The sequence below is a fragment of the Leclercia sp. Colony189 genome (assembly GCF_009740165.1).
Classification (GTDB): Bacteria; Pseudomonadota; Gammaproteobacteria; order Enterobacterales; family Enterobacteriaceae; genus Enterobacter.
Map to the genome: position 1 here is coordinate 1,027,233 of NZ_CP046557.1, position 22,971 is coordinate 1,050,203.

The 22,971-nt window shown below is 56.8% G+C and carries 23 protein-coding genes; 17 read left to right on the forward strand and 6 right to left on the reverse strand.

Annotation, left to right across the window (positions count from 1 at the left end):
• Positions 1 to 39: 39 nt before the first annotated feature.
• Genes tauA through tauD form a run of 4 tightly spaced genes read left to right on the forward strand, consistent with a single transcriptional unit; the run spans position 40 to position 3,452 of the window.
• Positions 40 to 1,002, forward strand: a complete 963-nt coding sequence (tauA, locus tag GNG29_RS04840) for a taurine ABC transporter substrate-binding protein (RefSeq protein ID WP_156653974.1) — start codon at positions 40 to 42, stop codon at positions 1,000 to 1,002.
• 10 nt (positions 1,003 to 1,012) lie between these two features.
• Entirely contained in the window at positions 1,013 to 1,780 is a 768-nt protein-coding gene (tauB, locus tag GNG29_RS04845) for a taurine ABC transporter ATP-binding subunit (protein ID WP_156653975.1), read from the forward strand.
• Positions 1,777 to 2,604, forward strand: a complete 828-nt coding sequence (gene tauC / locus GNG29_RS04850) for a taurine ABC transporter permease TauC (RefSeq protein ID WP_156653976.1) — start codon at positions 1,777 to 1,779, stop codon at positions 2,602 to 2,604. Before tauB ends, tauC begins: the two co-directional genes overlap by 4 nt.
• Entirely contained in the window at positions 2,601 to 3,452 is an 852-nt protein-coding gene (tauD, locus tag GNG29_RS04855; RefSeq protein ID WP_103178423.1) for a taurine dioxygenase, read from the forward strand. Before tauC ends, tauD begins: the two co-directional genes overlap by 4 nt.
• Before the next feature lie 44 nt (positions 3,453 to 3,496).
• Here the strand turns inward: tauD and GNG29_RS04860 are convergent, their stop codons facing one another.
• Together GNG29_RS04860 and hemB are read right to left on the reverse strand one after the other, a co-directional pair.
• Complete coding sequence (locus GNG29_RS04860) at positions 3,497 to 5,185, reverse strand: lysophospholipid acyltransferase family protein (protein ID WP_156653977.1); 1,689 nt, start codon at positions 5,183 to 5,185, stop codon at positions 3,497 to 3,499.
• A 127-nt stretch (positions 5,186 to 5,312) separates the two neighbouring features.
• Positions 5,313 to 6,287, reverse strand: coding sequence for a porphobilinogen synthase (hemB, locus tag GNG29_RS04865; protein WP_103178425.1), 975 nt, complete (start codon positions 6,285 to 6,287; stop codon positions 5,313 to 5,315).
• 525 nt (positions 6,288 to 6,812) lie between these two features.
• Between hemB and GNG29_RS04870 the strand changes: the two genes are divergently transcribed.
• A complete protein-coding gene (locus tag GNG29_RS04870; RefSeq protein WP_156653978.1) occupies positions 6,813 to 9,587 on the forward strand; it encodes an autotransporter outer membrane beta-barrel domain-containing protein in 2,775 nt (924 codons plus the stop codon).
• A 67-nt stretch (positions 9,588 to 9,654) separates the two neighbouring features.
• Complete coding sequence (locus tag GNG29_RS04875; RefSeq protein WP_156653979.1) at positions 9,655 to 10,281, forward strand: helix-turn-helix domain-containing protein; 627 nt, start codon at positions 9,655 to 9,657, stop codon at positions 10,279 to 10,281.
• Between the two features lie 2 nt (positions 10,282 to 10,283).
• Here the strand turns inward: GNG29_RS04875 and ampH are convergent, their stop codons facing one another.
• Positions 10,284 to 11,441: a D-alanyl-D-alanine-carboxypeptidase/endopeptidase AmpH gene (gene ampH / locus GNG29_RS04880; protein ID WP_103178428.1), complete on the reverse strand. Its 1,158-nt coding sequence runs from the start codon at positions 11,439 to 11,441 to the stop codon at positions 10,284 to 10,286.
• Between the two features lie 286 nt (positions 11,442 to 11,727).
• Here ampH and sbmA point away from each other — a divergent pair, with 286 nt between their 5' ends.
• Entirely contained in the window at positions 11,728 to 12,948 is a 1,221-nt protein-coding gene (sbmA, locus tag GNG29_RS04885; protein WP_103178429.1) for a peptide antibiotic transporter SbmA, read from the forward strand.
• 14 nt (positions 12,949 to 12,962) lie between these two features.
• Positions 12,963 to 14,063 (forward strand): DUF1615 domain-containing protein, encoded by a 1,101-nt coding sequence (locus GNG29_RS04890; protein ID WP_103178430.1) that lies wholly within the window; start codon positions 12,963 to 12,965, stop codon positions 14,061 to 14,063.
• On the opposite strand, the gene GNG29_RS04895 is transcribed toward GNG29_RS04890, so the two are convergent.
• Positions 14,060 to 14,362 (reverse strand): DUF2755 family protein, encoded by a 303-nt coding sequence (locus GNG29_RS04895; protein ID WP_103178431.1) that lies wholly within the window; start codon positions 14,360 to 14,362, stop codon positions 14,060 to 14,062. The genes GNG29_RS04890 and GNG29_RS04895 overlap by 4 nt on opposite strands.
• A 246-nt stretch (positions 14,363 to 14,608) precedes the next feature.
• On the opposite strand from GNG29_RS04895, the gene GNG29_RS04900 reads away from it, so the two are divergent.
• Positions 14,609 to 14,827, forward strand: coding sequence for a DUF2754 domain-containing protein (locus GNG29_RS04900; RefSeq protein ID WP_039031465.1), 219 nt, complete (start codon positions 14,609 to 14,611; stop codon positions 14,825 to 14,827).
• Here the strand turns inward: GNG29_RS04900 and ddlA are convergent.
• Positions 14,824 to 15,924, reverse strand: a complete 1,101-nt coding sequence (gene ddlA / locus GNG29_RS04905) for a D-alanine--D-alanine ligase (protein ID WP_156655435.1) — start codon at positions 15,922 to 15,924, stop codon at positions 14,824 to 14,826. The genes GNG29_RS04900 and ddlA overlap by 4 nt on opposite strands.
• A 106-nt stretch (positions 15,925 to 16,030) precedes the next feature.
• On the opposite strand from ddlA, the gene GNG29_RS04910 reads away from it, so the two are divergent.
• From GNG29_RS04910 to adrA, 5 genes are all read left to right on the forward strand, one after another.
• Positions 16,031 to 16,750 (forward strand): extensin family protein, encoded by a 720-nt coding sequence (locus tag GNG29_RS04910; RefSeq protein WP_103178433.1) that lies wholly within the window; start codon positions 16,031 to 16,033, stop codon positions 16,748 to 16,750.
• A gap of 133 nt (positions 16,751 to 16,883) precedes the next feature.
• Complete coding sequence (locus GNG29_RS04915; RefSeq protein WP_103178434.1) at positions 16,884 to 18,092, forward strand: multidrug efflux MFS transporter; 1,209 nt, start codon at positions 16,884 to 16,886, stop codon at positions 18,090 to 18,092.
• 243 nt (positions 18,093 to 18,335) lie between these two features.
• Entirely contained in the window at positions 18,336 to 18,596 is a 261-nt protein-coding gene (iraP, locus tag GNG29_RS04920; RefSeq protein WP_103178435.1) for an anti-adapter protein IraP, read from the forward strand.
• Between the two features lie 347 nt (positions 18,597 to 18,943).
• On the forward strand, positions 18,944 to 19,264 hold the full coding sequence (gene psiF / locus GNG29_RS04925) for a phosphate starvation-inducible protein PsiF (protein ID WP_103178436.1): 321 nt from the start codon (positions 18,944 to 18,946) through the stop codon (positions 19,262 to 19,264).
• Between the two features lie 90 nt (positions 19,265 to 19,354).
• Positions 19,355 to 20,470, forward strand: a complete 1,116-nt coding sequence (adrA, locus tag GNG29_RS04930; RefSeq protein WP_290554741.1) for a diguanylate cyclase AdrA — start codon at positions 19,355 to 19,357, stop codon at positions 20,468 to 20,470.
• A gap of 14 nt (positions 20,471 to 20,484) precedes the next feature.
• Here adrA and proC read toward each other — a convergent pair whose 3' ends face one another.
• Positions 20,485 to 21,294 carry a pyrroline-5-carboxylate reductase gene (proC, locus tag GNG29_RS04935; protein ID WP_103178437.1) on the reverse strand — a complete coding sequence of 270 codons (810 nt, stop codon included), beginning with the start codon at positions 21,292 to 21,294 and terminating at the stop codon, positions 20,485 to 20,487.
• Positions 21,295 to 21,380: 86 nt separating this feature from the next.
• Between proC and GNG29_RS04940 the strand changes: the two genes are divergently transcribed.
• From GNG29_RS04940 to yaiA, 3 genes are all read left to right on the forward strand, one after another.
• Positions 21,381 to 21,872 carry a YaiI/YqxD family protein gene (locus tag GNG29_RS04940; protein WP_156653980.1) on the forward strand — a complete coding sequence of 164 codons (492 nt, stop codon included), beginning with the start codon at positions 21,381 to 21,383 and terminating at the stop codon, positions 21,870 to 21,872.
• A gap of 273 nt (positions 21,873 to 22,145) precedes the next feature.
• Positions 22,146 to 22,670, forward strand: coding sequence for a shikimate kinase AroL (gene aroL, locus GNG29_RS04945; RefSeq protein ID WP_103178439.1), 525 nt, complete (start codon positions 22,146 to 22,148; stop codon positions 22,668 to 22,670).
• Between the two features lie 51 nt (positions 22,671 to 22,721).
• A complete protein-coding gene (gene yaiA, locus GNG29_RS04950) occupies positions 22,722 to 22,913 on the forward strand; it encodes a protein YaiA (protein WP_103178440.1) in 192 nt (63 codons plus the stop codon).
• The last annotated feature ends 58 nt before the right edge of the window (positions 22,914 to 22,971 follow it).

A 22,971-nucleotide genomic window follows, 5' to 3' on the forward strand; every position in this document is an offset into this window, starting at 1 on the left:
GAAATACTGCCTCCATAACAACAGAGGGGAGCAGACACCATGGCAATTTCATCGCGTATCACCTTACTCGGCGCCCTGGCGCTGTGGGTATTCCAGGCGCAGGCGGTAGATGTCACCGTTGCGTATCAAACTTCCGCTGAGCCCGCGAAAGTGGCCCAGGCGGATAAAACCTTTGAGAAAACGAGCGGCGCCAACGTGGACTGGCGTAAGTTCGACAGCGGCGCGGCCATCGTGCGGGCGCTGGCTTCCGGCGACGTGCAGATTGGCAATCTCGGCTCCAGCCCGCTGGCGGTGGCCGCCAGTCAGCAGGTGCCGATTGAAGTTTTCCTGCTGGCCTCGCAGCTCGGTAATTCCGAAGCGCTGGTGGGGAAGAAAAACATCACGAAGCCAGACGATCTGATCGGCAAACGCATCGCGGTGCCCTTTATCTCCACCACCCATTACAGCCTGCTCGCCGCCCTGAAACACTGGGGGATCAAACCGGGCCAGGTGGAGATCATCAACCTGCAACCTCCGGCGATCATCGCCGCCTGGCAGCGTGGCGATATCGACGGGGCTTATGTCTGGTCCCCGGCGGTAAACGAACTGCAAAAGGACGGCAGCGTGCTGACCGACTCCGCCCAGGTGGGCCAGTGGGGATCGCCAACCCTCGACGTGTGGGTGGTGCGTAAAGACTTTGCCGGGAAACACCCGGAGGTGGTGAAAGCCTTCGCCAGAAGCGCCATCGACGCTCAGCAGCCCTACATTGCCAACCCGGATGAATGGCTGAAACAGCCCGCCAATATCGAAAAACTGGCCCGCCTGAGCGGGGTGCCGGAAGCCGACGTGCCGGGTCTGGTAAAAGGCAATACCTACCTGACGCCTGCCCAGCAGTTGCAGCAGCTGTCAGGCCCGGTGAATAAAGCGATTGTTGATACCGCAGGGTTCCTGAAAGAGCAGGGCAAAGTGCCCGCGGTGGCGGCGGACTACAGCCAGTACGTCACCGATCGCTTTGTGAAGTAAGGAGGGCCGGATGCTGAATATTACAAATCTCTACGCCGATTACGCTGGCAAGCCTGCGCTGGAGGATATCAACCTGACGCTGGACAGCGGCGAGCTGCTGGTGGTGCTCGGTCCGTCCGGCTGCGGGAAGACCACGCTGCTGAATCTGATCGCCGGGTTTGTACCTTATCAGCATGGCGCTATCCAGCTGGCAGGGAAAAAGGTGGTCGGACCCGGTGCCGAGCGCGGTGTGGTCTTTCAGAACGAAGGGTTGCTGCCCTGGCGTAACGTGCAGGAGAACGTCGCCTTCGGGCTACAACTGGCGGGCACGTCGCGTGATGAGCGGCTGGCAACCGCACGGGAGATGCTGAAAAAAGTCGGGCTGGAAGGGGCGGAAAAACGCTTTATCTGGCAGCTCTCCGGCGGCCAGCGTCAGCGCGTCGGCATCGCCCGGGCGCTGGCGGCCAATCCGCAGCTGTTGCTGCTGGATGAACCTTTCGGTGCGCTGGACGCCTTTACCCGCGAGCAGATGCAAACTCTGCTGCTACGCCTGTGGCATGAGACCGGCAAGCAGGTGCTACTCATCACTCACGACATCGAAGAAGCGGTGTTTATGGCCACCGGGCTGGTGCTGCTCTCGCCGGGGCCTGGGCGGGTGCTGGAGCGTCTGCCGCTCAACTTTGCCCGCCGCTTCGTGGCGGGCGAGCCGGTGCGCAGCATCAAGTCCGACCCCGATTTTATTGCCCGGCGCGAATATGTGCTGAGCCGCGTGTTTGAACAGCGGGAGGCCTTCTCATGAGCATTGTGGTCAATGACAAAACGGCGCGCAAACGGCTGACCCTGCGCTGGCCCTTTTCCCGTTCGTTGACGCTCAGCGTCACCACCCTGTTGGTGCTGCTTGCGGTGTGGTGGGCAGTGGCGGCGGCGCAGTGGATAAGCCCGCTCTTCCTGCCGCCGCCGGGCCAGGTGCTGGGGAAACTCTTTACCATCGCCGGTCCGCAAGGGTTTATGGATGCCACTCTGTGGCAGCATCTGGCGGCCAGTCTGGAGCGCATTCTGGTGGCGCTGCTGGCGGCGACGATCGTCGGGATCCCGGTGGGCATTGCGATGGGCTTGAGCCCGACGGTGCGGGGCATTCTCGATCCGCTGATCGAACTTTATCGTCCGGTGCCGCCGCTGGCGTATCTGCCCCTGATGGTGATCTGGTTTGGCATCGGCGAGACCTCGAAGATCCTGCTGATCTACCTGGCGATTTTCGCCCCGGTGGCAATGTCTGCGCTGGCGGGGGTCAAAAGCGCCCAGCAGGTGCGGATCCGCGCGGCGCAGTCGCTGGGCGCCAGCCGTGCGCAGGTGCTGTGGTTTGTGATTTTGCCCGGCGCGCTGCCGGAGATCCTGACCGGGCTGCGCATCGGCCTCGGCGTCGGCTGGTCAACGCTGGTGGCGGCTGAGCTCATCGCCGCCACGCGCGGATTAGGCTTTATGGTCCAGTCGGCGGGGGAGTTCCTGGCGACGGACGTGGTACTGGCAGGGATCGCGGCGATCGCCGTGATCGCCTTCGGATTAGAACTGGGGCTGCGCGCGCTACAGCGCCGCCTGACGCCCTGGCATGGAGAGATACAATGAGTGAACGTCTGACCATTACCCCGCTGGGGCCGTATATCGGCGCGCAAATTTCCGGGCTGGATGTGACCCGCCCATTAAGCGATAACCAGTTTGAGCAGCTCTATCACGCGGTGTTGCGCCATCAGGTGGTATTCCTGCGCGAGCAGGCGGTGACGCCCCAGCAGCAGCGCGCCCTGGCGCTGCGGTTCGGCGATCTGCATATCCACCCGGTCTATCCCCATGCCGAGGGGGTGGAGGAGATCATCGTGCTGGATACCCATAACGATAATCCACCGGATAACGACAACTGGCATACCGATGTCACCTTTATCGAGACCCCGCCCGCCGGGGCGATCCTCGCGGCGAAACAGCTGCCGCAGAGCGGGGGAGATACGCTGTGGGCCAGTGGAATTGCCGCCTTTGAGGCGTTATCCACCCCGTTCCAGCAGCTGCTGAGCGGCCTGCGGGCGGAGCACGATTTCAAAAAATCGTTCCCGGAGTATAAGTACCGTAAAACGGAAGAGGAGCACCAGCGCTGGCGGGAGGCGGTGGCAAAGCATCCGCCGCTGCTGCACCCGGTGGTGCGCACCCATCCGGTGAGCGGCAAGCAGGCGCTGTTCGTCAACGAAGGCTTTACCACGCGAATTGTTGACCTGAGCGTGAAAGAGAGCGAGGCGCTGTTAGGTTTCCTCTTCGCCCATATCACCAAACCGGAGTTTCAGGTGCGCTGGCGCTGGCAGGAGAACGATCTGGCGATCTGGGATAACCGGGTGACGCAGCATTACGCCAATGCCGATTACCTGCCGCAGCGGCGGATAATGCAGCGGGCAACGATTTTAGGGGATAAGCCATTTTATCGTGCCCCATGACAGAGGCACCCGTAGGCCCGGTAAGGCGAAGCCGCCACCGGGCGCTACAAATGGGCTTCGATATACCGCTGATAACGGCTGGCTTTCAGATAACACAAATCCACCAGCACCAGCCCGTCCACGCAGTTGTTGAACGCCGGGTCGCTGCCAAAATCGATAAACTGCACGCCGCCGGGCTCGCACAGCTCGGAATACTGCTTGTACAGCGGCGGGATGCCGCATCCCAGATTGCCAAGCAGTGATTTCAGCCGGGTCAGATCCTCCACATAATCTTCGCCCCCAAACTGCGACAGCACGTCGGGCAATGAGGCGGGGTACGGGCGGCGCGAGGTCGCCAGCGGATGAGTGGCCGGGAACCAGAGCCGGTAAAAGGCCACCAGCAGATCCCGCGCCGCGGGCGGTAATCCCCCGGAGATGGAGACCGGTCCGAACAGGTAACGATAGTGCGGGTAACGCGCCAGATAAGCGCCAATGCCGGACCACAGGTAGTCGAGCCCGCGGCGTCCCCAGTAGCGCGGCTGAATAAAGCTGCGCCCCAGTTCAATCCCGTGCTCCAGGATCTCATCCATGTCGTCGCCGTAGTGAAACAGGCTGTGGCTGTAGAGGGCATCCCGTCCCTGGAAGGCGGTCGGCATAAAGCGGTAGGCGCCGACAATCTCCAGATCGTCGTCATCCCATAAAATCAGGTGCAGATAGTCATCATCATAGCGATCGGTATCGCGCCGTTTACCGCTGCCTTCGCCCACGGCGCGAAAAGCAATCTCCCGCAGGCGGCCCAGCTCGCGCAGGATCGGCACCTCTTCCTGGCCGTTGCGCTGCCACAGATAGATGCTTTTGCCATCGGCGGTAATGCCCAGACGCTCCGCCTGCGCCAGGGCGCGCTTCAGGGTGGCACGGTCTTCCGGGCGGGCAATGGCGGACTCGGTTTTGAACACACCCGGCAGTCCCTTGCCGAGGCGCAGCACGTGCTGGCGGCACTGCTCGGCCAGCTCCCGGGCGGAGAGCGTGGGGCTGTACCAGTGGTGCCAGCCGATCTGCTGGCCGATTTTCACCGGCAGGCGGCTGTGGCGACGGCGAAACATCTGCTGCATCAGCAGCAGCATCGACAGCTGCGGCGAGAGCAGGGTGGTGGCATAAAACAGCAGGCTGTTGCGGGCGGGGATATTAATCGGCAGCAGCGGGGCGCGGAATTTGCCCGCCAGTTTGATAAAGCCGGGGTGCCACTTTTTATCGCGGATCCCGGTGCGCGTGGGGCGGGAGACCTCCCCCGCCGGGAAGAAGATCAGCACCCCACCATTTTGCAGCTGCTGCTCCATCAGGGCGAACGACGATTTCCCTGTCCGTCCGCCCATGTTATCCACCGGAATAAACAGCGCACTCAACGGCGCCAGATGCGTCAGCATGCGGTTGGTCACCACTTTCACGTCCCGGCGCACGCGGGAGAGGGCATACAGCAGCGCCAGTCCGTCCAGCGTACCGGTGGGGTGATTCGCGATAACAATCAGCGGGCCGTGGGCGGGGATCTGTTCGAGGTCGTGAGCCGGAAGGGTACAGAGGATATCAAGATGCTCCAGAATCTGTTCCACCATATCGAGCCCTTTCAGGTGACGGTGGTCGGCGGCAAATTGCTGAAATTCCGCTTCGTATAAGAGCTTCTTTAACACGCTTTTTTGCCAGGGTGCAGGTTTTGCCTGCGGCCAAAGGTCATCGAGAACGCTGTCGAGACTAAACATGGTGGCTCCTTCTCCTGTTCTGCTGAGACAGTAGAAGCGCCAGATGTCGATTGTATTGCAGGGGGGTGAAGCTTGTGTTCCAGGTCCGTAGGCCGGGTAAGGCGAAGCCGCCACCCGGCAATAGGGATTAACGCAGAATTTTCTTCTCGGCCAGATCCAGCGCGAAGTAGCTGAAGATCAGATCCGCGCCGGCGCGCTTGATCGCCCCCAGGCTTTCGAGGATCACTTTCTCTTCGTCGATCGCCCCCGCCTGGGCGGCGAATTTGATCATCGCGTACTCGCCGCTCACCTGATAGGCGCCCAGCGGCAGTTCGGTGCGCTCGCGGATGTCGCGCAGGATATCCAGATAGGCGCCCGCCGGTTTCACCATCAGGCAGTCAGCGCCCTGCGCTTCGTCGAGCAGCGACTCACGGATCGCTTCGCGGCGGTTGAGCGGGTTCATCTGGTAGGTTTTGCGATCGCCCTTCAGGGCGGTACCGGCCGCTTCACGGAACGGACCGTAGAAGGAGGAGGCGAACTTGGTGGAGTAGGACATGATCGCAGTATCAGTGAAGCCAGCGGCATCCAGCGCCTGGCGAATGGCCTGCACCTGGCCATCCATAGCAGCAGACGGAGCGATAAAGTCCGCGCCTGCGGCGGCAGCCACCACCGCCTGTTTGCCCAGGTTCTCCAGAGTGGCATCGTTATCCACACCGTGATCGCACAGCACGCCGCAGTGGCCGTGGGAGGTATATTCGCAGAAGCAGGTGTCGGACATGACGACCATCTCTGGCACCGTCTGTTTGGCGATGCGCGACATACGCGCCACCAGACCATCCTCTTTCCAGGCATCGCTGCCGGTGGCGTCGGTATGGTGGGAGATGCCGAAGGTCATGATTGAGCGGATGCCTGCGTTGGCAATGCGTTCAATTTCGCGCGCCAGATGCTTCTCAGGAATGCGCATCACGCCCGGCATGGCGTCGATGGCTTTGTAGTCGTCGATCTCTTCTTCAACAAAAATCGGCAACACCAGATCGTTCAGGGACAGGGTTGTCTCTTCAAATAATGCGCGCAACGCCGGGGTTTTGCGCAGGCGACGGGGACGAGCAATTAAATCGGTCATGATATGCCTGAGGTAGTGAATCGAAGAGGGACAGTGTACCTGAAATGCAGCCGGACTGTTTTACTAAAGTTGTCGTTTAGGTTGAGAATGCAGGGCGGTAGGAGCGGTATTATTTATGGTTTTATATTTTACTTCCTGAAATAAGTTTACATTATAATATCGCGCGAAAATTATCTGAATCTGGATATAGCTAGCCCTGGTAATATCCTAATCCTTCTCATTGTTTTTTTAAAATTGCTATTATTATTTATATGTTATATTTCTCATTCGCTTTTATTTAATAATTTCTGATGATCTTTCGCCTTGCGTTTCTTTTGTTTCGATTGAATGCAACTCTTTGTTATTAGTGCTTTTTATTATTATTTTTTATATTTTAAAAAGTGCCTGTATTATATTGTCTGTTTTCGGACATAATTACTACATTCATTGAACTATTTTCTTTAGCGACTGCATAATTCTCCTCGCAATATATTTGCACTGTATTTACGGACAAACTTGCTTACGTCCCTGAGGAGGGATGACCCAATGCAAACATGGAAAAAGAAATTTGTTGTATCTCAACTTGCATTAGCCTGTACGCTGGCTATCGCTTCTCAGGCCAATGCAAAAGATATTTCTGGTAGCACTTATAACACTTTTGGATATGATAATACGTCTACCTCTGCCTGGTATAACGGCTACTCCGACTGGAATTACTCCAGCGCGACCCACGACAACGATATCTATCCTGTCATTAACAAGTCGACGGTAAACGGCGTTATCTCAACGTATTACCTTGATGATGGCGCGGGCGGGCATGCCAATTCGCTGTCAATCTCCAACAGCACCGTCAACGGTATGATCACCTCCGGTTGCATGACCACCGAATGTGCTGGCGGTTTGAATGCGGATGGTACAACGCATAACCAGTACGATCGTTTTAGCCTGAATGTCGACAATTCCACCATCAACGATACCTACGAGCACTACGCTTATGACGTCGTTGACGGCATCAGCACGACCACCCGTTACTGGGATACTTACGCGCTGGGCAATGCCATTACCCTCGACGTAGAATCGGACATCGTTATTCAAAACAACTCCCACGTGGCCGGTATCACTCTGACTCAGGGCTATCAGCAGCTGGATAACACGCCGTATGATGCTGTGACCGGCATTGAAGACAACAGCCATGTCTTTACCAATACCCTGCAGGTTAACGATTCGGTTGTCACCTCCGGCGCCTACAGCGATCTGGGCACCAACGGTTTTTACGGTCAGTCGGCGAAACCGAGCGATTACGGCGAGAGCAACGCCACGGCTGCGGATGATGCAGCGCTGATCGTCAGTGCCAGCAGCGCGGATAACGCCATGCAGACCACGGCTAACTTCGATCACTCCACGCTGAGCGGCGATGTACTGTTCACCAGCACCTTCGACAACAACTTCTATCCAAATGGCGATCCGGCTACCGATACCACCGCTGACGGCGTCTACAACCCGACCACCAACGGCTGGGATGGCACTGACAAACTGGATCTGACCCTTACCAACGGCAGTAAGTGGGTCGGCGCAGCCGTCTCCAGCGTCGAGGCGATTGGGCCTTCTCAGATGTATGGTCTGGGCTACAGCAGCGTCGACTGGCGTAGCCTGGAGCCAAACAGCATCTGGCCTGAATCCACCTTCAACAGCAATGGTCATCTGGTGGGCAACCAGGTTTATCAGAGCGGTCTGTTCAACGTCGCGCTGGATAACGGTTCCGAATGGGATACCCGTAAGCAATCCAACATTGACAAGCTGACCGTCAATAACCGTTCGCAGGTCAACGTAGAAAGCTCTGGCTTACTGGCGGACAGCATCACTCTGACCAACGCGTCGACCATAAACATTGGCGATTCCGGTGATGTGGCAACCGACAGCCTCTATCTCGACAGCGCAAGCCGGACCACCCTGACTCAGGAAACGGCGGCGCTGTATGCCAACACCATTACCGTGGATAACCATGCTGAACTGGCGCTGGGTCTGGGCCAGGTCGATACCCACAAAATGGTGCTGACCGATGGCGGCGTGCTGAATGTTGCCAGCCGTGATTATGTGTTCAATTCCGATCTGAACAATGCTCGCTATATCACCAATGATATCCACCAGGCTGATTACGATTACGGGGTGATCGCCCTGAACTCTGACGGTCATCTGGCGGTGAACGGTGAAGTGTCCGGTAACTATAAAGTGCGTCTGGATAACGCAACCGGCGCGGGTTCTGTCGCTGACTACAAGAATAAGGAAATTATTCGCGTCTACGATAATAACGCCGATACGCAGGCCAGCTTCACCGCAGCCAATAAAGCGGATCTTGGTGCTTACACCTATCAGGCACAGCAGCAGGGCGATACCGTGGTGCTGCGTCAGGAGCGTCTGACTGATTACGCCAACATGGCGCTGAGCATTCCATCTGCCAACACCAACATCTGGCATCTGCAGCAGGATGCGCTCGCTAACCGTCTGACCAACAGCCGTCATGGCCTGGCAGACAACGGTGGCGCATGGGTGAACGTATTCGGCGGTAATTTTGACGGCGATAACGGCACTATCCATTACGATCAGGACGTTAGCGGCATCATGGTGGGCCTCGATACCCATATTGATGGTAATAACGCTGACTGGATCGTCGGTGCGGCAGCAGGCTTTGCGAAAGGCGATATGAATGACCGCAGCGGCCAGGTGGATCAGGACAGCCAGACCGCAATGCTCTATTCCGCGGCGCGCTTTGCTAACGATCTCTTCATCGATAGCTCCCTGAGCTATTCGCGCTTCAATAACGATCTCTCAGCGAACATGAGCAATGGTGAATATGTCGATGGCAATACCACGACTGACGCCTGGGGCTTTGGGTTGAAACTGGGTTACGACTGGAAACCGAACACTGCCGGTTACCTGACCCCCTATGCAGCCATTTCCGGTCTGTTCCAGTCCGGGGACGACTACCGCCTGAGCAACGACCTGCGTGTGGGAAGCCAGTCTTACGACAGCATGCGTTATGAAGCCGGTATTGATGCAGGTTATACCTTCGGTTATGGCGACGACCAGGCGCTGACGCCGTTCTTCAAACTGGCCTACGTTTATGACGATGCCGGTGAAGATGCCAAAGTTAACGGCGACAACATCGATAACGGTGTGAAAGGCTCTGCGGTGCGCGTAGGCCTGGGGACCCAGTTCAGCTTCACCAAAAACTTCAGTGCGTACACTGATGCCACCTATTTGGGTGGGGGGGATGTCGATCAAAACTGGGGCGCTAATCTGGGTGTGAAATACACCTGGTAATATGTCTGATGCGGGGAGGCCTGCCTCCCCGTTGTTATAGCGTCAGTTAAGGATGACCTGAGATCTCATGAACCGTTATGCAAAACCCATTTCTGAGTTCTCCCGACTTGAACAGTGCCTGGCGGCGCACAGCACACCATTTACGCTTCCTGCAATGCATCCTGTCTTCGGGGATTGCGATAAAGAAAATGAAAACGCAGTAGTGCTGCAGTCGGGCACGCTCAGTATCCACCGTCAGCAGGACGATCTGCTGATAGAGATTGTCACCGCACCTTATATCTTCGGGCTGAATGCCGGCATGATGGGCTGCAGCACCGAATACCTGCTGGTGACGCAATCCCCCTGTACCGGTTTCTGGCTGCCTGCATCCGGGGCCCGCCAGCTGATCCAGCAGGCCGGTTTATGGTCCGATGCCTTCTGCTGGCTCTCCTGGCACCACCGGGTAATGGAGATCCGCGACAAACAGCTGGTGGGCAACAATTCGTACAGTCAAATCCGTTCCACGTTGCTGGATATGGCCCAGTGGGATGAGACGCTGCGTATGCGGGTGGGGGTCATGAACTACATTCAGCGCCGCACACGTATTTCGCGTTCCGTGGTGGCAGAAGTGCTGGCGGCGCTACGCCAGGGGAACTACATCACTATGGACAGGGGCAAGCTGGTCAGAATCAACCACTTGCCCGCTGAATATTAGCGTCAGGATGCCGGGATAACCCGCGGTTTGTTCTCGCTCAGCTCCACCACCAGCTGGTTAACGCCGTCGCTCATGTTGACGAAACGCGTGAGCGGCGAGCGCGTTACCACCACAAATACGCCCACGTTAGATTGCGGGATCATCGCCATATAGGTGATGAATCCGCCGCCACCGCCGGTTTTCTGAATAATGCCAGGCCGTCCATTTTTAGGTGCCATATAGACCCAGCCAAGGCCCAGCGCGTCCGCACGGCCTGGTACATCCATCCCGATCACCCGGCTTAACTGGCTGCGTTGATAGATCAGAGTCTGCATTCTGTCGGCCTGGTTGCTGCGCGCGTAGAAATCAGAGGAGAGGAACTGCTGCATCCAGCGCATCATGTCGCCAGGAGTGGAGTAAACCCCGCCGCTACCGACCGCCGCCAGGGTGTTATTACACGGGCTGGCCCCTTTCTCTGCCACCATCAGGCGTTTGCACTGATCGGGTGACGGAGTAAAGGTAGTATCTTTCATCCCCAGCGGACGGGTGATCTGCTCTTCGAACAGCTGGGCGTAGGGCTTGCCCGCGGCGTTGCCCAGCGCATCGGCCAGCAGATCGAACGCCAGGTTCGAATAGGCGGCCTGGGAGCCCGGGGATGATTTCAGGGTGGCTGTCGACAGCCAGTTCCAGCGCTGATCGCGGGTTGGCCAGACGAAGACCGGACGGTGGGCCGCGCCGCCTGGCTGTTCGCGCGGCAGGGCGCTGGTGTGGGTAGCCAGGTTGACGAGCGTAATCGGCGCGCCCTGATATGTCGGCACCCGGGCGCCCGGTGGCGCATATTTACTTAACGGATCGTTGAGCTTAACCACGCCCTGATCGAGCAGTTTCACCAGCATCTCACTGGTCATTAACTTGGTCAGGGAGGCGATGCGCACTACAGAATCAAGCTGCGGATGGATATTATTGCCCGGGCGCGTTTCGCCAAAGCTGCGGAATACGCGCTGGTTGCCGTCAATCGCCACCAGAGCCATCCCCGTTGCGCCACTGCCGTAAAAAATATGATTCGCGTAGCGATCAACCACATCGGAGGCAAAAGCCGGGTCGGTAATCGGCTCGACAGCCTGCGCGCTGGTGAGGCTGGCCGCATACAGCGCGGCGGAGAGGAACAGACAACGTTTCAACGAAAGTATCCATGAAGTGAATGAAAAAGTATGCGTATTTATACTACTAAACACCATAATGCAAAGGCCTGAACAGCATAACGATAGCGTGAAAAACGTAACCGCGGGTAAATACGAACAATTTCGTTATTACCGATCTCATGTTTTGTGACATTGCGCTTATGATACCTGCCAGGTTCATTGGCTTTTCCGCTCGGGTGGCGGTTGACGGCGAACTAATACAAGCCCAACAGGTCTGATAATCCGTCGTCCACAGCAGTAGCGATAACTACAAGAAGGAAGCGTTATGTTTAAGTCGTTTTTCCCAAAACCGGGACCCTTTTTTCTCTCGGCCTTTATTTGGGCTCTGATCGCGGTCATTTTCTGGCAGGCGGGTGGCGGGGCCTGGTTTGAGCGTCTGGTTGGCGCTACGGGTGATGTGCCGATCAGCGCGGCACGTTTCTGGTCACGCAGCTATCTGATCTTCTACGCCTATTATGCGTTCTGCGTCGGGGCGTTTGCCCTGTTCTGGTTTGTCTGGTCGCCGCACCGCTGGCAGTACTGGTCGATTCTCGGCACCGCGCTGATTATTTTCGTCACCTGGTTTCTGGTGGAGGTGGGCGTGGCGGTCAACGCCTGGTATGCCCCGTTCTATGACCTGATCCAGACCGCCCTCAGCGCGCCGCACAAAGTCTCTATCAATCAGTTTTATCATGAAGTAGGCGTGTTCCTCGGCATCGCGCTCATCGCCGTTGTTATTGGCGTAATGAATAACTTCTTCGTCAGCCACTACGTCTTCCGCTGGCGTACCGCGATGAACGAACACTATATGGCCCACTGGCAGCAGCTGCGCCATATTGAAGGTGCCGCCCAGCGTGTGCAGGAAGACACCATGCGCTTTGCCTCCACGCTTGAGGATATGGGGGTCAGCTTTATCAACGCTATTATGACTCTGATCGCCTTCCTGCCGGTGCTGGTCACACTGTCGGCGCACGTGCCGGACCTGCCGATTGTCGGTCATCTGCCCTATGGCCTGGTGATCGCCGCGATTGTCTGGTCGCTGATGGGCACCGGCCTGCTGGCGGTGGTAGGGATCAAACTGCCGGGGCTGGAGTTCAAAAACCAGCGCGTTGAGGCCGCCTACCGTAAAGAGCTGGTCTACGGCGAAGACGATGCCAGCCGCGCCTCGCCGCCAACGGTGCGTGAGCTGTTTGGCGCGGTGCGCCGGAACTACTTCCGCCTCTATTTCCACTACATGTATTTCAACATTGCCCGCATTCTCTATCTGCAGGTGGATAACGTTTTCGGTTTGTTCCTGCTGTTCCCGTCGATTGTAGCCGGTACGATTACGCTGGGTCTGATGACGCAAATTACCAACGTCTTCGGTCAGGTACGCGGGTCGTTCCAGTATCTGATCAGTTCATGGACCACGCTGGTGGAGCTGATGTCCATCTATAAACGTTTGCGCAGTTTTGAACGTGAGCTGGATGGTCAGGATCTTCAGGAAGTTACCCATACGTTGAGTTGATACAGGGAGCTGTTATGTCTTTTACCGTACCGCGCGCGTTACCCTTATCCCTGCTTGCCGCCCTGGTGTTGGCCGGGTGTGCTGAGCAAGGGGCTGCGCCGCTGAAAAAGGGCGAAAAGCCCGTCGACGTGGCAAGCGTGGTGCGGCAAAAAATGCCCGCCACGGTAAAAGACCGGGACCAGTGGGCCTCGGCGCTGGCGAAAACCTTTGAGAGCCAGAAGATTGCCCCTACCGAGGAGAATATCTGCTCGGTGCTGGCGGTGGCACAGCAGGAGTCGCTGTATCAGTCCGATCCGGCGGTGCCGGGGCTGAATAAAATCGCCTGGAAGGAGATTGACCGTCGCGCCGAAAAACTCCACATCCCGGTGTTTCTGGTCCACACGGCACTGAAAATCAAATCGCCAAACGGCAAGAGCTACAGCGAGCGGCTGGATACGGTGAAAACCGAGAAGCAGCTCAGCGCCATCTTCGATGACTTTATCAATATGGTGCCGATGGGACAGACGCTGTTTGGCTCTCTCAATCCGGTACATACCGGTGGTCCAATGCAGGTCAGTATCGCCTTTGCCGAAAAGCATACCGACGGCTATCCGTGGAAAATCGAGAACACGGTTCGCCAGGAGGTCTTCTCCCTGCGCGGCGGACTCTGGTTCGGCACTTACCATCTGCTGAACTACCCCGCCAGCTATACGGTGCCGCTCTACCGCTTTGCTGACTTTAACGCGGGCTGGTATGCGAGCCGCAATGCGGCGTTCCAGAATGCCGTCAGCCGCGCCAGTGGGGTGAAGCTGGCCCTGGATGGCGATCTGATCGCCTATGGCAGCAGTAACGCAGGGAAGACGGAGCTGGCGGTGCGCAAGCTTTCAGGCAAGCTGGACATGAGCGACAGTGAGATCCGTCGGCAGCTGGAGAAGGGTGACAGCTTTGCGTTTGAGAAAACCGAGCTCTATCAGCAGGTCTTTAAACTGGCGGAGCAGAAGAGTGGCAAGGCGTTACCGAGAGCGATGCTGCCGGGGATCCAGCTTGAGAGCCCGAAAATCACCCGCAATCTGACGACAGCCTGGTTTGCCCAGCGCGTTGACGATCGCCGGGCGAAGTGCATGGCGCTCAACTAGCGATAACGGCGCCAGCGCACGTAGAGGGCAACGGCGCCCAACACCACCAGCCCGACAAGGAAGGGGATCAACCCGAAGACGGTGCTGACACCGAGCCCAATCTCAACGCGCGGACGGCCGCTCTCTTCGACCTGCATCAGGTGCTCATAGACGCCGGGAGCATGCACCAGAATATTGAGCAGCTGTGAGCCAGCCCAGAAGCAGAAAAGCACAAACAGCGCGTATGCAATATTTCCTGCCGTGGAGGTTTTTGGTTGCCTGGTGTTGTAGATGGGCTTTGACATCGTAAAATCTGCCATACATACCTCCGAGTGTTCTGACTGGCTATGTGCCTGTTGTACACGTCAAGTTTGACAGCTCATGGCTGTTGTCAATATCGGAATGTTGGTAAATTGGCCTGGAGAATTCTCCTGGTTTGTCGAATTTTGCCGCACATCACAGATTTTTTACTTAAGTGAAATCCCCGCACATTTCAGATTTTCCGCACAGGCCGCAGACCTGAAGACAAATCTGTGCGAGGATAGATTTTTTCTTCTGGAGCGACCATGAAACTGCCTGCCAAAATTCGCCGTGACTGGCATTTCTACGCCTTTGCTATTGGGCTTATCTTTATTCTGAATGGGGTGGTGGGGCTGCTGGGCTTCGAAGCGAAAGGCTGGCAGACCTATGCGGTAGGGCTGGTGACCTGGGTTGTCAGCTTCTGGCTGGCGGGGTTTATTATTCGCCGTCGCCCGGAAGAGACGACGGCGAACGACGCGGATTAACCGTTTACTGAAATCTGCAGGGCGCTGTCAGCGGCATGTCGCTCCAGCGCCAGCTCAATCAGGCGGGTGATCAGATCCGGGTAGCTGAGACCGCTGGCCTGCCACAGTTTCGGGTACATGCTGATGTTGGTGAAGCCGGGCAGGGTGTTGATCTCATTGATCACCACGCGGTTGTCCGCCGTTAAGAAGACGTCGACGCGCGCCATACCGCGACAGCCCAGCGCCTGATAGGCTTCGATGGCAATTCCACGGATCGCGTCGTTAACGTCAGCCTCCAGCGCCGCGGGTACCACCACCTGCGCGCCCTTGTCATCAATGTATTTGGTGTCGTAGGAATAGAAGTCGCTGTTCAGCACCACTTCGCCACAGGTACTGGCCTGCGGGAAATCATTGCCTAGCACCGCGCACTCAATCTCACGCCCTTTAATTCCCTGCTCAACCACCACTTTATGATCGAAGGTGAACGCCAGACGTACCGCTTCGCTGAACTGCGCTTCGCTGTTCACTTTGCTGACGCCCACGGAGGAGCCCTGGTTAGCCGGTTTGACGAACAGCGGCAGGCCGAAGCGAGCGCTGAGATCGGCAAAGGTGTGCTGCTCGCGGTTGGCGCGGGTCAGGGTAACAAAGGGCGCCACGTTCAGGCCAGCGTCACGCAGCAGGCGTTTAGTGACATCTTTATCCATGCAGGCGGCAGAACCGAGGACATCGGAGCCGACGAACGGCAGGTTCGCCATGCGCAGCATCCCCTGCAGGGAGCCATCTTCACCCAGCGTGCCGTGGACAATCGGGAAAATGACGTCGAGCTGTGAAAGCGTCTGTCCGGTACCGGCATCGATAAGCTGGCCCTGCGTCACGCCCGGCACGGTAGCAACGCTGACCTCAGACGGATTCAGCGCAATATGCGCCGGATCGTCGGCGTTAAGCAGATAGCCCTGCTCGTCGTTAATGTGCCATTGACCCTGTTTATCAATGCCCAGCAGCACGACCTCAAAGCGGCTCTTATCAATCGCGTTAACGATATTTTTGGCCGATTGCAGCGACACTTCGTGCTCTGCTGATTTTCCCCCAAAGACAATACCTACCCGCAACTTCGCCATCACGTACACTCATCCACTCTGACTCAAAACCCCTACCATATCACGATGCCCGGCGGGATTCGCCGCCTTCTGCCATAATGTTTTGACACATTGCGAAGGGGGGTGAGTGAAAGGAAAAAGCCTGATTATCTGTCTAATCCTCATTGCTGCGGCTATTGCGGGCTACCGCTGGCTGCCGTCTTATTACAATCCGTTTGCACCGCTCACGCTTGACGATCCCCCCGGTACCCTGACTCAGTTTAAGCTCCGTCGCCTGACGCCTGAGCATTGTGATGTGCTGCTGGCGCAGGCTAATGCGCGTCAGCTGATCCGCACCCAGGCGGTGGCCGACAGCACGGGAGAGTGTCCGCTGAGTGATGTGGTGCGCGTGCGTAGTTTTGGCTCCGTCAGTCTTAGCAGCAGTTTTCTTGCCAGCTGCCCGCTGGCGCTCAGCTCGGCGTTGTTCGTCAACCAGCAGGCCCGGCCCATCACCGAAACCATGATGGGCAGCGGTCTGTCGCGCATTGACCATTTCGGCAGCTTTGCCTGCCGCAATATCTATCACCGCGCCAACGCCCGGCGCAGCGAGCATGCCACCGCCGAGGCGCTGGATATCAGCGGCTTTACCCTGGAAAACGGTCAGCGAATTTCGGTTCTGCGCGGCTGGAAGAGTGCCTCCACCGAACCCTGGCTGCGTGCGCTACTGAGTGCCAGCTGCGGCTATTTCGGTAACGCGCTGGGCCCGGACTATAACGCCGCCCACGCCAACCACTTTCACCTTGGGATGCGGGGGTTTGGCTACTGCCCGCAAAGCATAAATCACCAGCAAAAAGGGGAAAGTATGTGACATATTTCACAAATATGATGACTGGGAAGATAAAACCCCAAAGAGACGCGGGGCGCATCTCTGACAACGTCCGGTGAAAGGTAACTTGCTAATCTGATAACGAATTTACGTAATATGAAGACAGTGCTCGCCTATGGAATCGTGGAAGGTTAACCTTATTTCGGTCTGGTTTGGTTGTTTTTTCACCGGCCTTGCCATCAGCCAGATTTTGCCGTTTTTGCCGCTGTATGTCTCCCAGCTTGGCGTCTCGTCGCACGAAGCGTTGTCGATGTGGTCAGGGCTCACCTTCAGCGTCACGTTTCTGGTTTCGGCCATCGTCTCGCCCATGTGGGGCAGCCTTGCGGACCGTAAAGGGCGCAAGCTGATGCTGCTGCGCGCCTCGCTCGGCATGGCGATTGCGATCCTGCTCCAGGCCTTTGCCACCAACGTCTGGCAGCTTTTTCTGCTGCGCGCGCTGATGGGGCTGACCTCCGGTTATATTCCTAACGCGATGGCGCTGGTGGCGTCGCAGGTTCCCCGGGAGCGCAGCGGCTGGGCCATCAGTACTCTGTCGACGGCGCAAATCAGCGGCGTGATCGGCGGCCCGCTGATGGGCGGCTTTCTGGCAGACCATGTGGGTCTGCGCGCGGTATTTCTGATCACAGCGATCCTGCTGGTGGTAAGTTTTCTGGTAACGCTGTTTCTGATCAAAGAGGGGGTTCGCCCCACCGTCAGCAAGGCGGAGCGGCTGAGCGGCAGGGCGGTCTTTGCCTCGCTCCCTTATCCGGGCCTGATGATCAGCCTGTTCATCACCACCATGGTTATCCAGCTTTGCAACGGCTCGGTGGGGCCGATCCTCGCGCTGTTTATTCAGTCGATGGCACCCGAGAGCAATAATATCGCCTTCCTCAGCGGGATGATTGCCGCGGTGCCGGGGATCTCCGCGTTGATGTCCGCCCCACGTCTGGGCAAGCTCGGGGACCGCATAGGCACCGGGCGTATTTTGATGGCGACGCTTATTGTGGCGGTGGTGCTCTTTTTCGCCATGTCCTTTGTCACCACCCCTTTGCAGTTGGGCGTGCTGCGCTTTCTACTCGGCTTTGCGGATGGCGCCATGCTGCCCGCCGTACAGACCCTGCTGATTAAGTACTCCAGCGATCGGGTCACCGGACGGATCTTCGGTTATAACCAGTCGTTTATGTATCTGGGGAATGTTGCCGGTCCGTTGATGGGGGCCGCGGTCTCGGCGATGGCCGGTTTCCGCTGGGTATTTGCCGCCACCGCTGTGGTGGTGCTGGTAAACATTCTGCAACTGGCGTGGGCGATGCGCCAGCGCCGCCTGCAGGAAGTCCGCCGTTCTTAATGTAGCTATATAATATATTGATATCTGGCCGCCATTATCATTCCTGTGAAATGGCGGTTCTTGTATTTAATTCAGGTTACGCAGAAAAAAAGAAAAATTTAATTTAAGTCGCATTTTTACCGGCCGTACAGAAACGCATTTATGCGCCATGTGGGATTTCCTTAAAAATAGTACTTTTACCCACTTTGCAAGTCTCAATCATAATGATAACGTCGCAAAAAAACGTGATAAGGAAATAGCGCTGTGAAAAATCTAATTGCAGAGTTGTTAGTTAAGCTGGCAGAAAAGGAAGAAGAGTCAAAAGAGCTTGTGGTTCAGGTTGAAGCGCTGGAAATAGTGGTTACCGCCCTGCTACGACAGATGGCGCAAAGCGATCAACAGGCGCTGATCGAAAGCGTGGAAGGCGCGCTGGATGAGGCCAGGCCAGATGCACAGGTTCCGGCCCAGGACAGCGAAATGCTGCAGCAATACGTAAAAAAGCTGCTACGGCACCCGCGCAGCTGACCCATTATTTGACCTGAGTTGTTGTCAAAAACCGTCACCCCGGTTGCCTGTCGTCGCTCTGTTTTATTTTTATCTTTCCTCAATGGGAAAAATAAGTGAAACAGAGCGCACGTTATATTCCATAGCTTACCTCGCGACATTATCCCCACAATTTATGCTGTAAATGTTCTCTCTATCCTGGTACCGGGTATATGACGCTGCCGCCGGCCCAACATATTATTCTGCTTATTAGCGACGGCATGAGCCACGCCGAAATAACCACTGTGCGAAATTATCCCGATGGCGCGGGTGGTTTTTTTAGCAGTACGAACCAGACTTAAGGAGATCATTCACAGAAGGAAAGTGCTATGAAAATCACACTACTGGCGACCCTGCTCCTTGGCCTGTTCTCTCTTACTCCCGCGGGGGCGCAAGATCAGCCGCTCACACCGCAACAGCAACGTATGACCACCTGCAATCAGCAGGCGACCGCCCAGGACCTGAAGGGCGACTCCCGTAAGAGCTATATGAGCGATTGCCTGAAAAACGCCTCCTCTAAACCCAACGAAAAAAGCCTGACGCCGCAACAACAAAGGATGCGTGAATGTAACTCCCAGGCGACCCAACAATCCCTTAAAGGGGACGACCGGAGTAAGTTCATGAGCGCCTGCCTGAAGAAAACTGGCTAGTTCAAAAGGGTGAGCGTTCCGTTTGGCTCACCCGAAATATCATACTTAGCGCCAGATAACCCTTTCTATAATTTGGGAAAATGCTTTTGAGTGTTCCCAATGACCATGAATGATGAAAACATTTACAGCAAAGTCTATGCCCGGGAAGGGATAAATCTGGCGCTTTCGGCGGATGAGCATCATCGCTCAGGAATTCGTCTGGCCCGTCGTTTACGGCTCCCGCGTGCGGCGGGCCTGGCTTTTCTGTTTTTCCCTGTTGCCAGCGTGCTGACCGCGCAATCGGTTAACGGCGTCTGGTGGCTTTTGCTGGTTGGATGGGCCTTTGTCTGGCCCCATCTGGCCTGGCAACTGGCGATGCGCTCTGCCAATCCCCATCACAATGAGATGTTTAACCTCAAAGTCGATGCCATTATGGCCGGGGTATGGATTGGACTGATGGGCGTTAACGCCATGCCCACCGCGGCGCTGGTCATGATGATGAGCATGAACCTGATGGGCGTGGGGGGGATTAGGCTGTGTGGTACAGGATCATTGATGACCGCGCTGGCGGCGCTGGTTACCCAGCAGCTGATGCACATTCCGGCAGGCTTTATCAGTACCCCGCTTGAGGTCTGGCTCGCCCTGCCGGGGATTGTTGGTTATCCGATGCTATTTGCCTGGGTAAGCTTCCGTACAACCAGCCGTCTGGTGGAACATAAGCGCCGTCTTGAGTTGATGAGTACTCTGGATGGGATGACAGGGGTATACAACCGTCGTCACTGGGAAGTGTTGCTGCGTACAGAATTTGAAAACTGCCGTCGCTATCACCGGAGCGCCACGATCCTGCTGATCGATATCGATCACTTCAAAGGCATTAATGATACCTGGGGCCATGACGTAGGCGATCAGGCGATTCTCGCCGTGACCCGTCAGCTACAACTGACGTTACGCGCCAGCGATATGATTGGTCGCTTTGGCGGCGATGAGTTCGCGGTAATCATGAGCGGAACGCCAGCGGAAAACGCTATTGCGGCAATGTCGCGGGTCCATGAACGGCTGGCGGAACTGCGCCTGCCGGGCGCTCCGCAGGTAAAGCTCTGCATCAGCGTCGGTGTCGCGCCGCTCACGACGTCGATGGTGCATTATCAGGAATGGTTAAAAGCGGCGGATATTGCACTTTATAAGGCGAAAAATGCCGGACGTAACCGTACCGAAGTGGCCGCCTGACGTCCGGCTGTCGGTCAGGATTTGCTTAGCAGCTCTGACTTTTCCATGCACTTGTTCATGGCTTCAATGACCGCTGCCCGGAAACCGCGCTCCTCCAGCACCCGCACCGCTTCAATGGTTGTGCCGCCCGGAGAGCAGACCATATCTTTCAGTTCGCCCGGATGTTTGCCGGTTTCCAGCACCATTTTGGCGGAGCCCATTACCGCCTGCGCCGCAAATTTATAGGCCTGCGCGCGCGGCATCCCGCCCAGCACCGCGGCATCTGCCATCGCTTCGATAAACATAAACACGTAGGCGGGCGCTGAACCGCTGACGCCTACCACCGGGTGGATCATCGCCTCGGCAATCACTTCGGCCTCTCCGAAGCAGCGGAAAATATTGACGACATCGGCAACCTCTTCGGGGGTCACCAGCGCGTTAGGGGTGATAGAGGTCATGCCCGCTTTTACCAGCGACGGCGTGTTGGGCATGGCGCGGACGATTTTACGGTCGTGGCCCAGCGCGCGCGCCAGCTGATCGAGGGTGATGCCTGCCGCGATAGAGACCACCAGCGTCTCTTTATTGAGGCTGGAGGTGATATCGCTCAGGACTTTCACCATCATGTTCGGCTTCACCGCGCCGAAGACGATATCGGCCACCTGGGCCACTTCCTGGGCGCTTTGCGCGGCGTTAATCCCGTACCGATCGTGCAGGGCGGCGACCTTGTCCGGTGATGGGGTGTAGACCCAAATCTGGCCAGGCTGCACCTGACCGCTGGCAATCAGACCGCCGAGAATGGCTTTGCCCATATTACCGCAGCCGATAAAACCGATTTTCTTCTCCATCACGTCTCCCTCTTAAACTTTGTTATGATTGTGGCACTTTAGCCTATCAGGTTTTGTTACGCAGCATTATATGCCGGAGAGAGAAGATGGCGATTTGGGTGGATGCCGATGCGTGTCCCAATGTGATTAAAGAGATCCTGTTTCGTGCTGCCGAGCGCGTACAGATGCCGCTGACGCTGGTGGCGAACCAGAACCTGCGCGTGCCGCCGTCCCGATTTATCCGTTCCTTGCGCGTGCCGCCGTCCCGATTTATCCGTTCCTTGCGCGTACCGGCCGGCTTTGATGTGGCCGATAACGAAATTGTACGCCTGTGCAGCGCGGACGATCTGGTGATCACCGCCGATATTCCACTGGCGGCGGAGGTGCTGGAGAAAGGGGCCGCAGCGCTCAATCCGCGAGGCGAGCGTTATTCGCCAGCTACTATCCGTGAAAAGCTGACGATGCGTGATTTTATGGACACGATGCGCGCCAGCGGCGTGCAGACCGGCGGGCCGGACAGCCTCTCCCAGCGCGACAGGCAGCAGTTCGCCGCCGAGCTGGACAAATGGCTGCTGGAAGTGAAGCGCCGCCAGGGGTAATCATCGCTGCGTGAGCGGTTTTGGTCATTATTACCACAATCCGGGGTTGTCAACGGCGGGTGGGTTCAGGTAAGGTGAGCGCACCGTTCAGTGCAATTTTTTCTTTACAGGATAACCCTCGCTATCTCTTGGGTTGACTTAACTGTCAGTTTAACATCACGCCTGATGTAATAATTATTTTACGGTTAACGTGTGTACTAGCTTAATGGTATCATTGCACTCTTTTCGACTTCACGCACCGCATGCGCGCGGCATCAAAGGGAACACCTGGTCATGACCCAGCCTATTTTTTTAATTGGCCCCCGCGGCTGTGGCAAAACCACCGTCGGTCTTGAACTGGCTCGTCTGTGTCAGAGTGAATTTGTCGATACCGATCACTGGCTACAGACCCATGCCGGGCAAAGCATCGCTGAGATTGTTGAGCAGGAAGGGTGGGAGAGTTTTCGCGCCCGCGAAACGGCGACCCTCGAGGCGGTGACCGCAGGCTCCGGCATTATCGCCACCGGCGGCGGCATTATTTTGTCCGCTTACAACCGTCAGTTTATGCGTGAAAAGGGCCGGGTGATCTATCTTTGTGCCCCGGTGCCGGTGCTGGTCGGGCGTCTCGAAGCCTCGCCAGAAGAGGGACAGCGCCCAACCCTGACCGGCAAACCTATCAGCGAAGAGGTGAGCGCAGTGCTGGCGGAGCGTGATGCGCTCTATCGCGAAGCCGCTCACCACGTGGTGGACGCCTCCCTTCCTCCTGCGCAAGTGGTGCAAAATATCGTCGCTGCGCTTCATCTGGCATGCGCCAGCTAACTGATGTCTATACTGATAGTTCAGCCAACCTAATAAAATAAAGGATGAACTATGCCAACCAGACCTCCCTATCCGCGTGAAGCCCGTATTGTTGCCGTTGAGAAAGGCGCAACGGGCAAGACTGTCACCTGGTATCAGCTGCGTGCTGACCACCCGAAACCGGATTCACTGATCAGTGAACATGAAACGGAGCAGGAAGCGAAGGATGCGAAAGTGCGCTACGAAGATCCCGATAAAGCCTGAATTAAATCTGAATACGGTCAAAACCGTACCGTAATCACACTATTCAAAAAGCGTAAAC

Excerpts from the sequence above, each read along its gene's own strand:
- GNG29_RS04860 (WP_156653977.1), bottom strand. The coding sequence starts at position 5,185 with ATGTTTAGTCTCGACAGCGTTCTCGATGACCTTTGGCCGCAGGCAAAA.
- GNG29_RS04875 (WP_156653979.1), top strand. The coding sequence starts at position 9,655 with ATGAACCGTTATGCAAAACCCATTTCTGAGTTCTCCCGACTTGAACAG.
- ddlA (WP_156655435.1), bottom strand. The coding sequence starts at position 15,924 with ATGGCGAAGTTGCGGGTAGGTATTGTCTTTGGGGGAAAATCAGCAGAG.
- aroL (WP_103178439.1), top strand. The coding sequence starts at position 22,146 with ATGACCCAGCCTATTTTTTTAATTGGCCCCCGCGGCTGTGGCAAAACC.
- GNG29_RS04940 (WP_156653980.1), top strand. The coding sequence starts at position 21,381 with ATGGCGATTTGGGTGGATGCCGATGCGTGTCCCAATGTGATTAAAGAG.
- psiF (WP_103178436.1), top strand. The coding sequence starts at position 18,944 with ATGAAAATCACACTACTGGCGACCCTGCTCCTTGGCCTGTTCTCTCTT.
- GNG29_RS04890 (WP_103178430.1), top strand. The coding sequence starts at position 12,963 with ATGTCTTTTACCGTACCGCGCGCGTTACCCTTATCCCTGCTTGCCGCC.
- GNG29_RS04915 (WP_103178434.1), top strand. The coding sequence starts at position 16,884 with ATGGAATCGTGGAAGGTTAACCTTATTTCGGTCTGGTTTGGTTGTTTT.
- yaiA (WP_103178440.1), top strand. The coding sequence starts at position 22,722 with ATGCCAACCAGACCTCCCTATCCGCGTGAAGCCCGTATTGTTGCCGTT.
- GNG29_RS04870 (WP_156653978.1), top strand. The coding sequence starts at position 6,813 with ATGCAAACATGGAAAAAGAAATTTGTTGTATCTCAACTTGCATTAGCC.
- hemB (WP_103178425.1), bottom strand. The coding sequence starts at position 6,287 with ATGACCGATTTAATTGCTCGTCCCCGTCGCCTGCGCAAAACCCCGGCG.
- tauB (WP_156653975.1), top strand. The coding sequence starts at position 1,013 with ATGCTGAATATTACAAATCTCTACGCCGATTACGCTGGCAAGCCTGCG.
- proC (WP_103178437.1), bottom strand. The coding sequence starts at position 21,294 with ATGGAGAAGAAAATCGGTTTTATCGGCTGCGGTAATATGGGCAAAGCC.
- GNG29_RS04900 (WP_039031465.1), top strand. The coding sequence starts at position 14,609 with ATGAAACTGCCTGCCAAAATTCGCCGTGACTGGCATTTCTACGCCTTT.
- tauA (WP_156653974.1), top strand. The coding sequence starts at position 40 with ATGGCAATTTCATCGCGTATCACCTTACTCGGCGCCCTGGCGCTGTGG.
- tauD (WP_103178423.1), top strand. The coding sequence starts at position 2,601 with ATGAGTGAACGTCTGACCATTACCCCGCTGGGGCCGTATATCGGCGCG.
- sbmA (WP_103178429.1), top strand. The coding sequence starts at position 11,728 with ATGTTTAAGTCGTTTTTCCCAAAACCGGGACCCTTTTTTCTCTCGGCC.
- GNG29_RS04895 (WP_103178431.1), bottom strand. The coding sequence starts at position 14,362 with ATGGCAGATTTTACGATGTCAAAGCCCATCTACAACACCAGGCAACCA.
- tauC (WP_156653976.1), top strand. The coding sequence starts at position 1,777 with ATGAGCATTGTGGTCAATGACAAAACGGCGCGCAAACGGCTGACCCTG.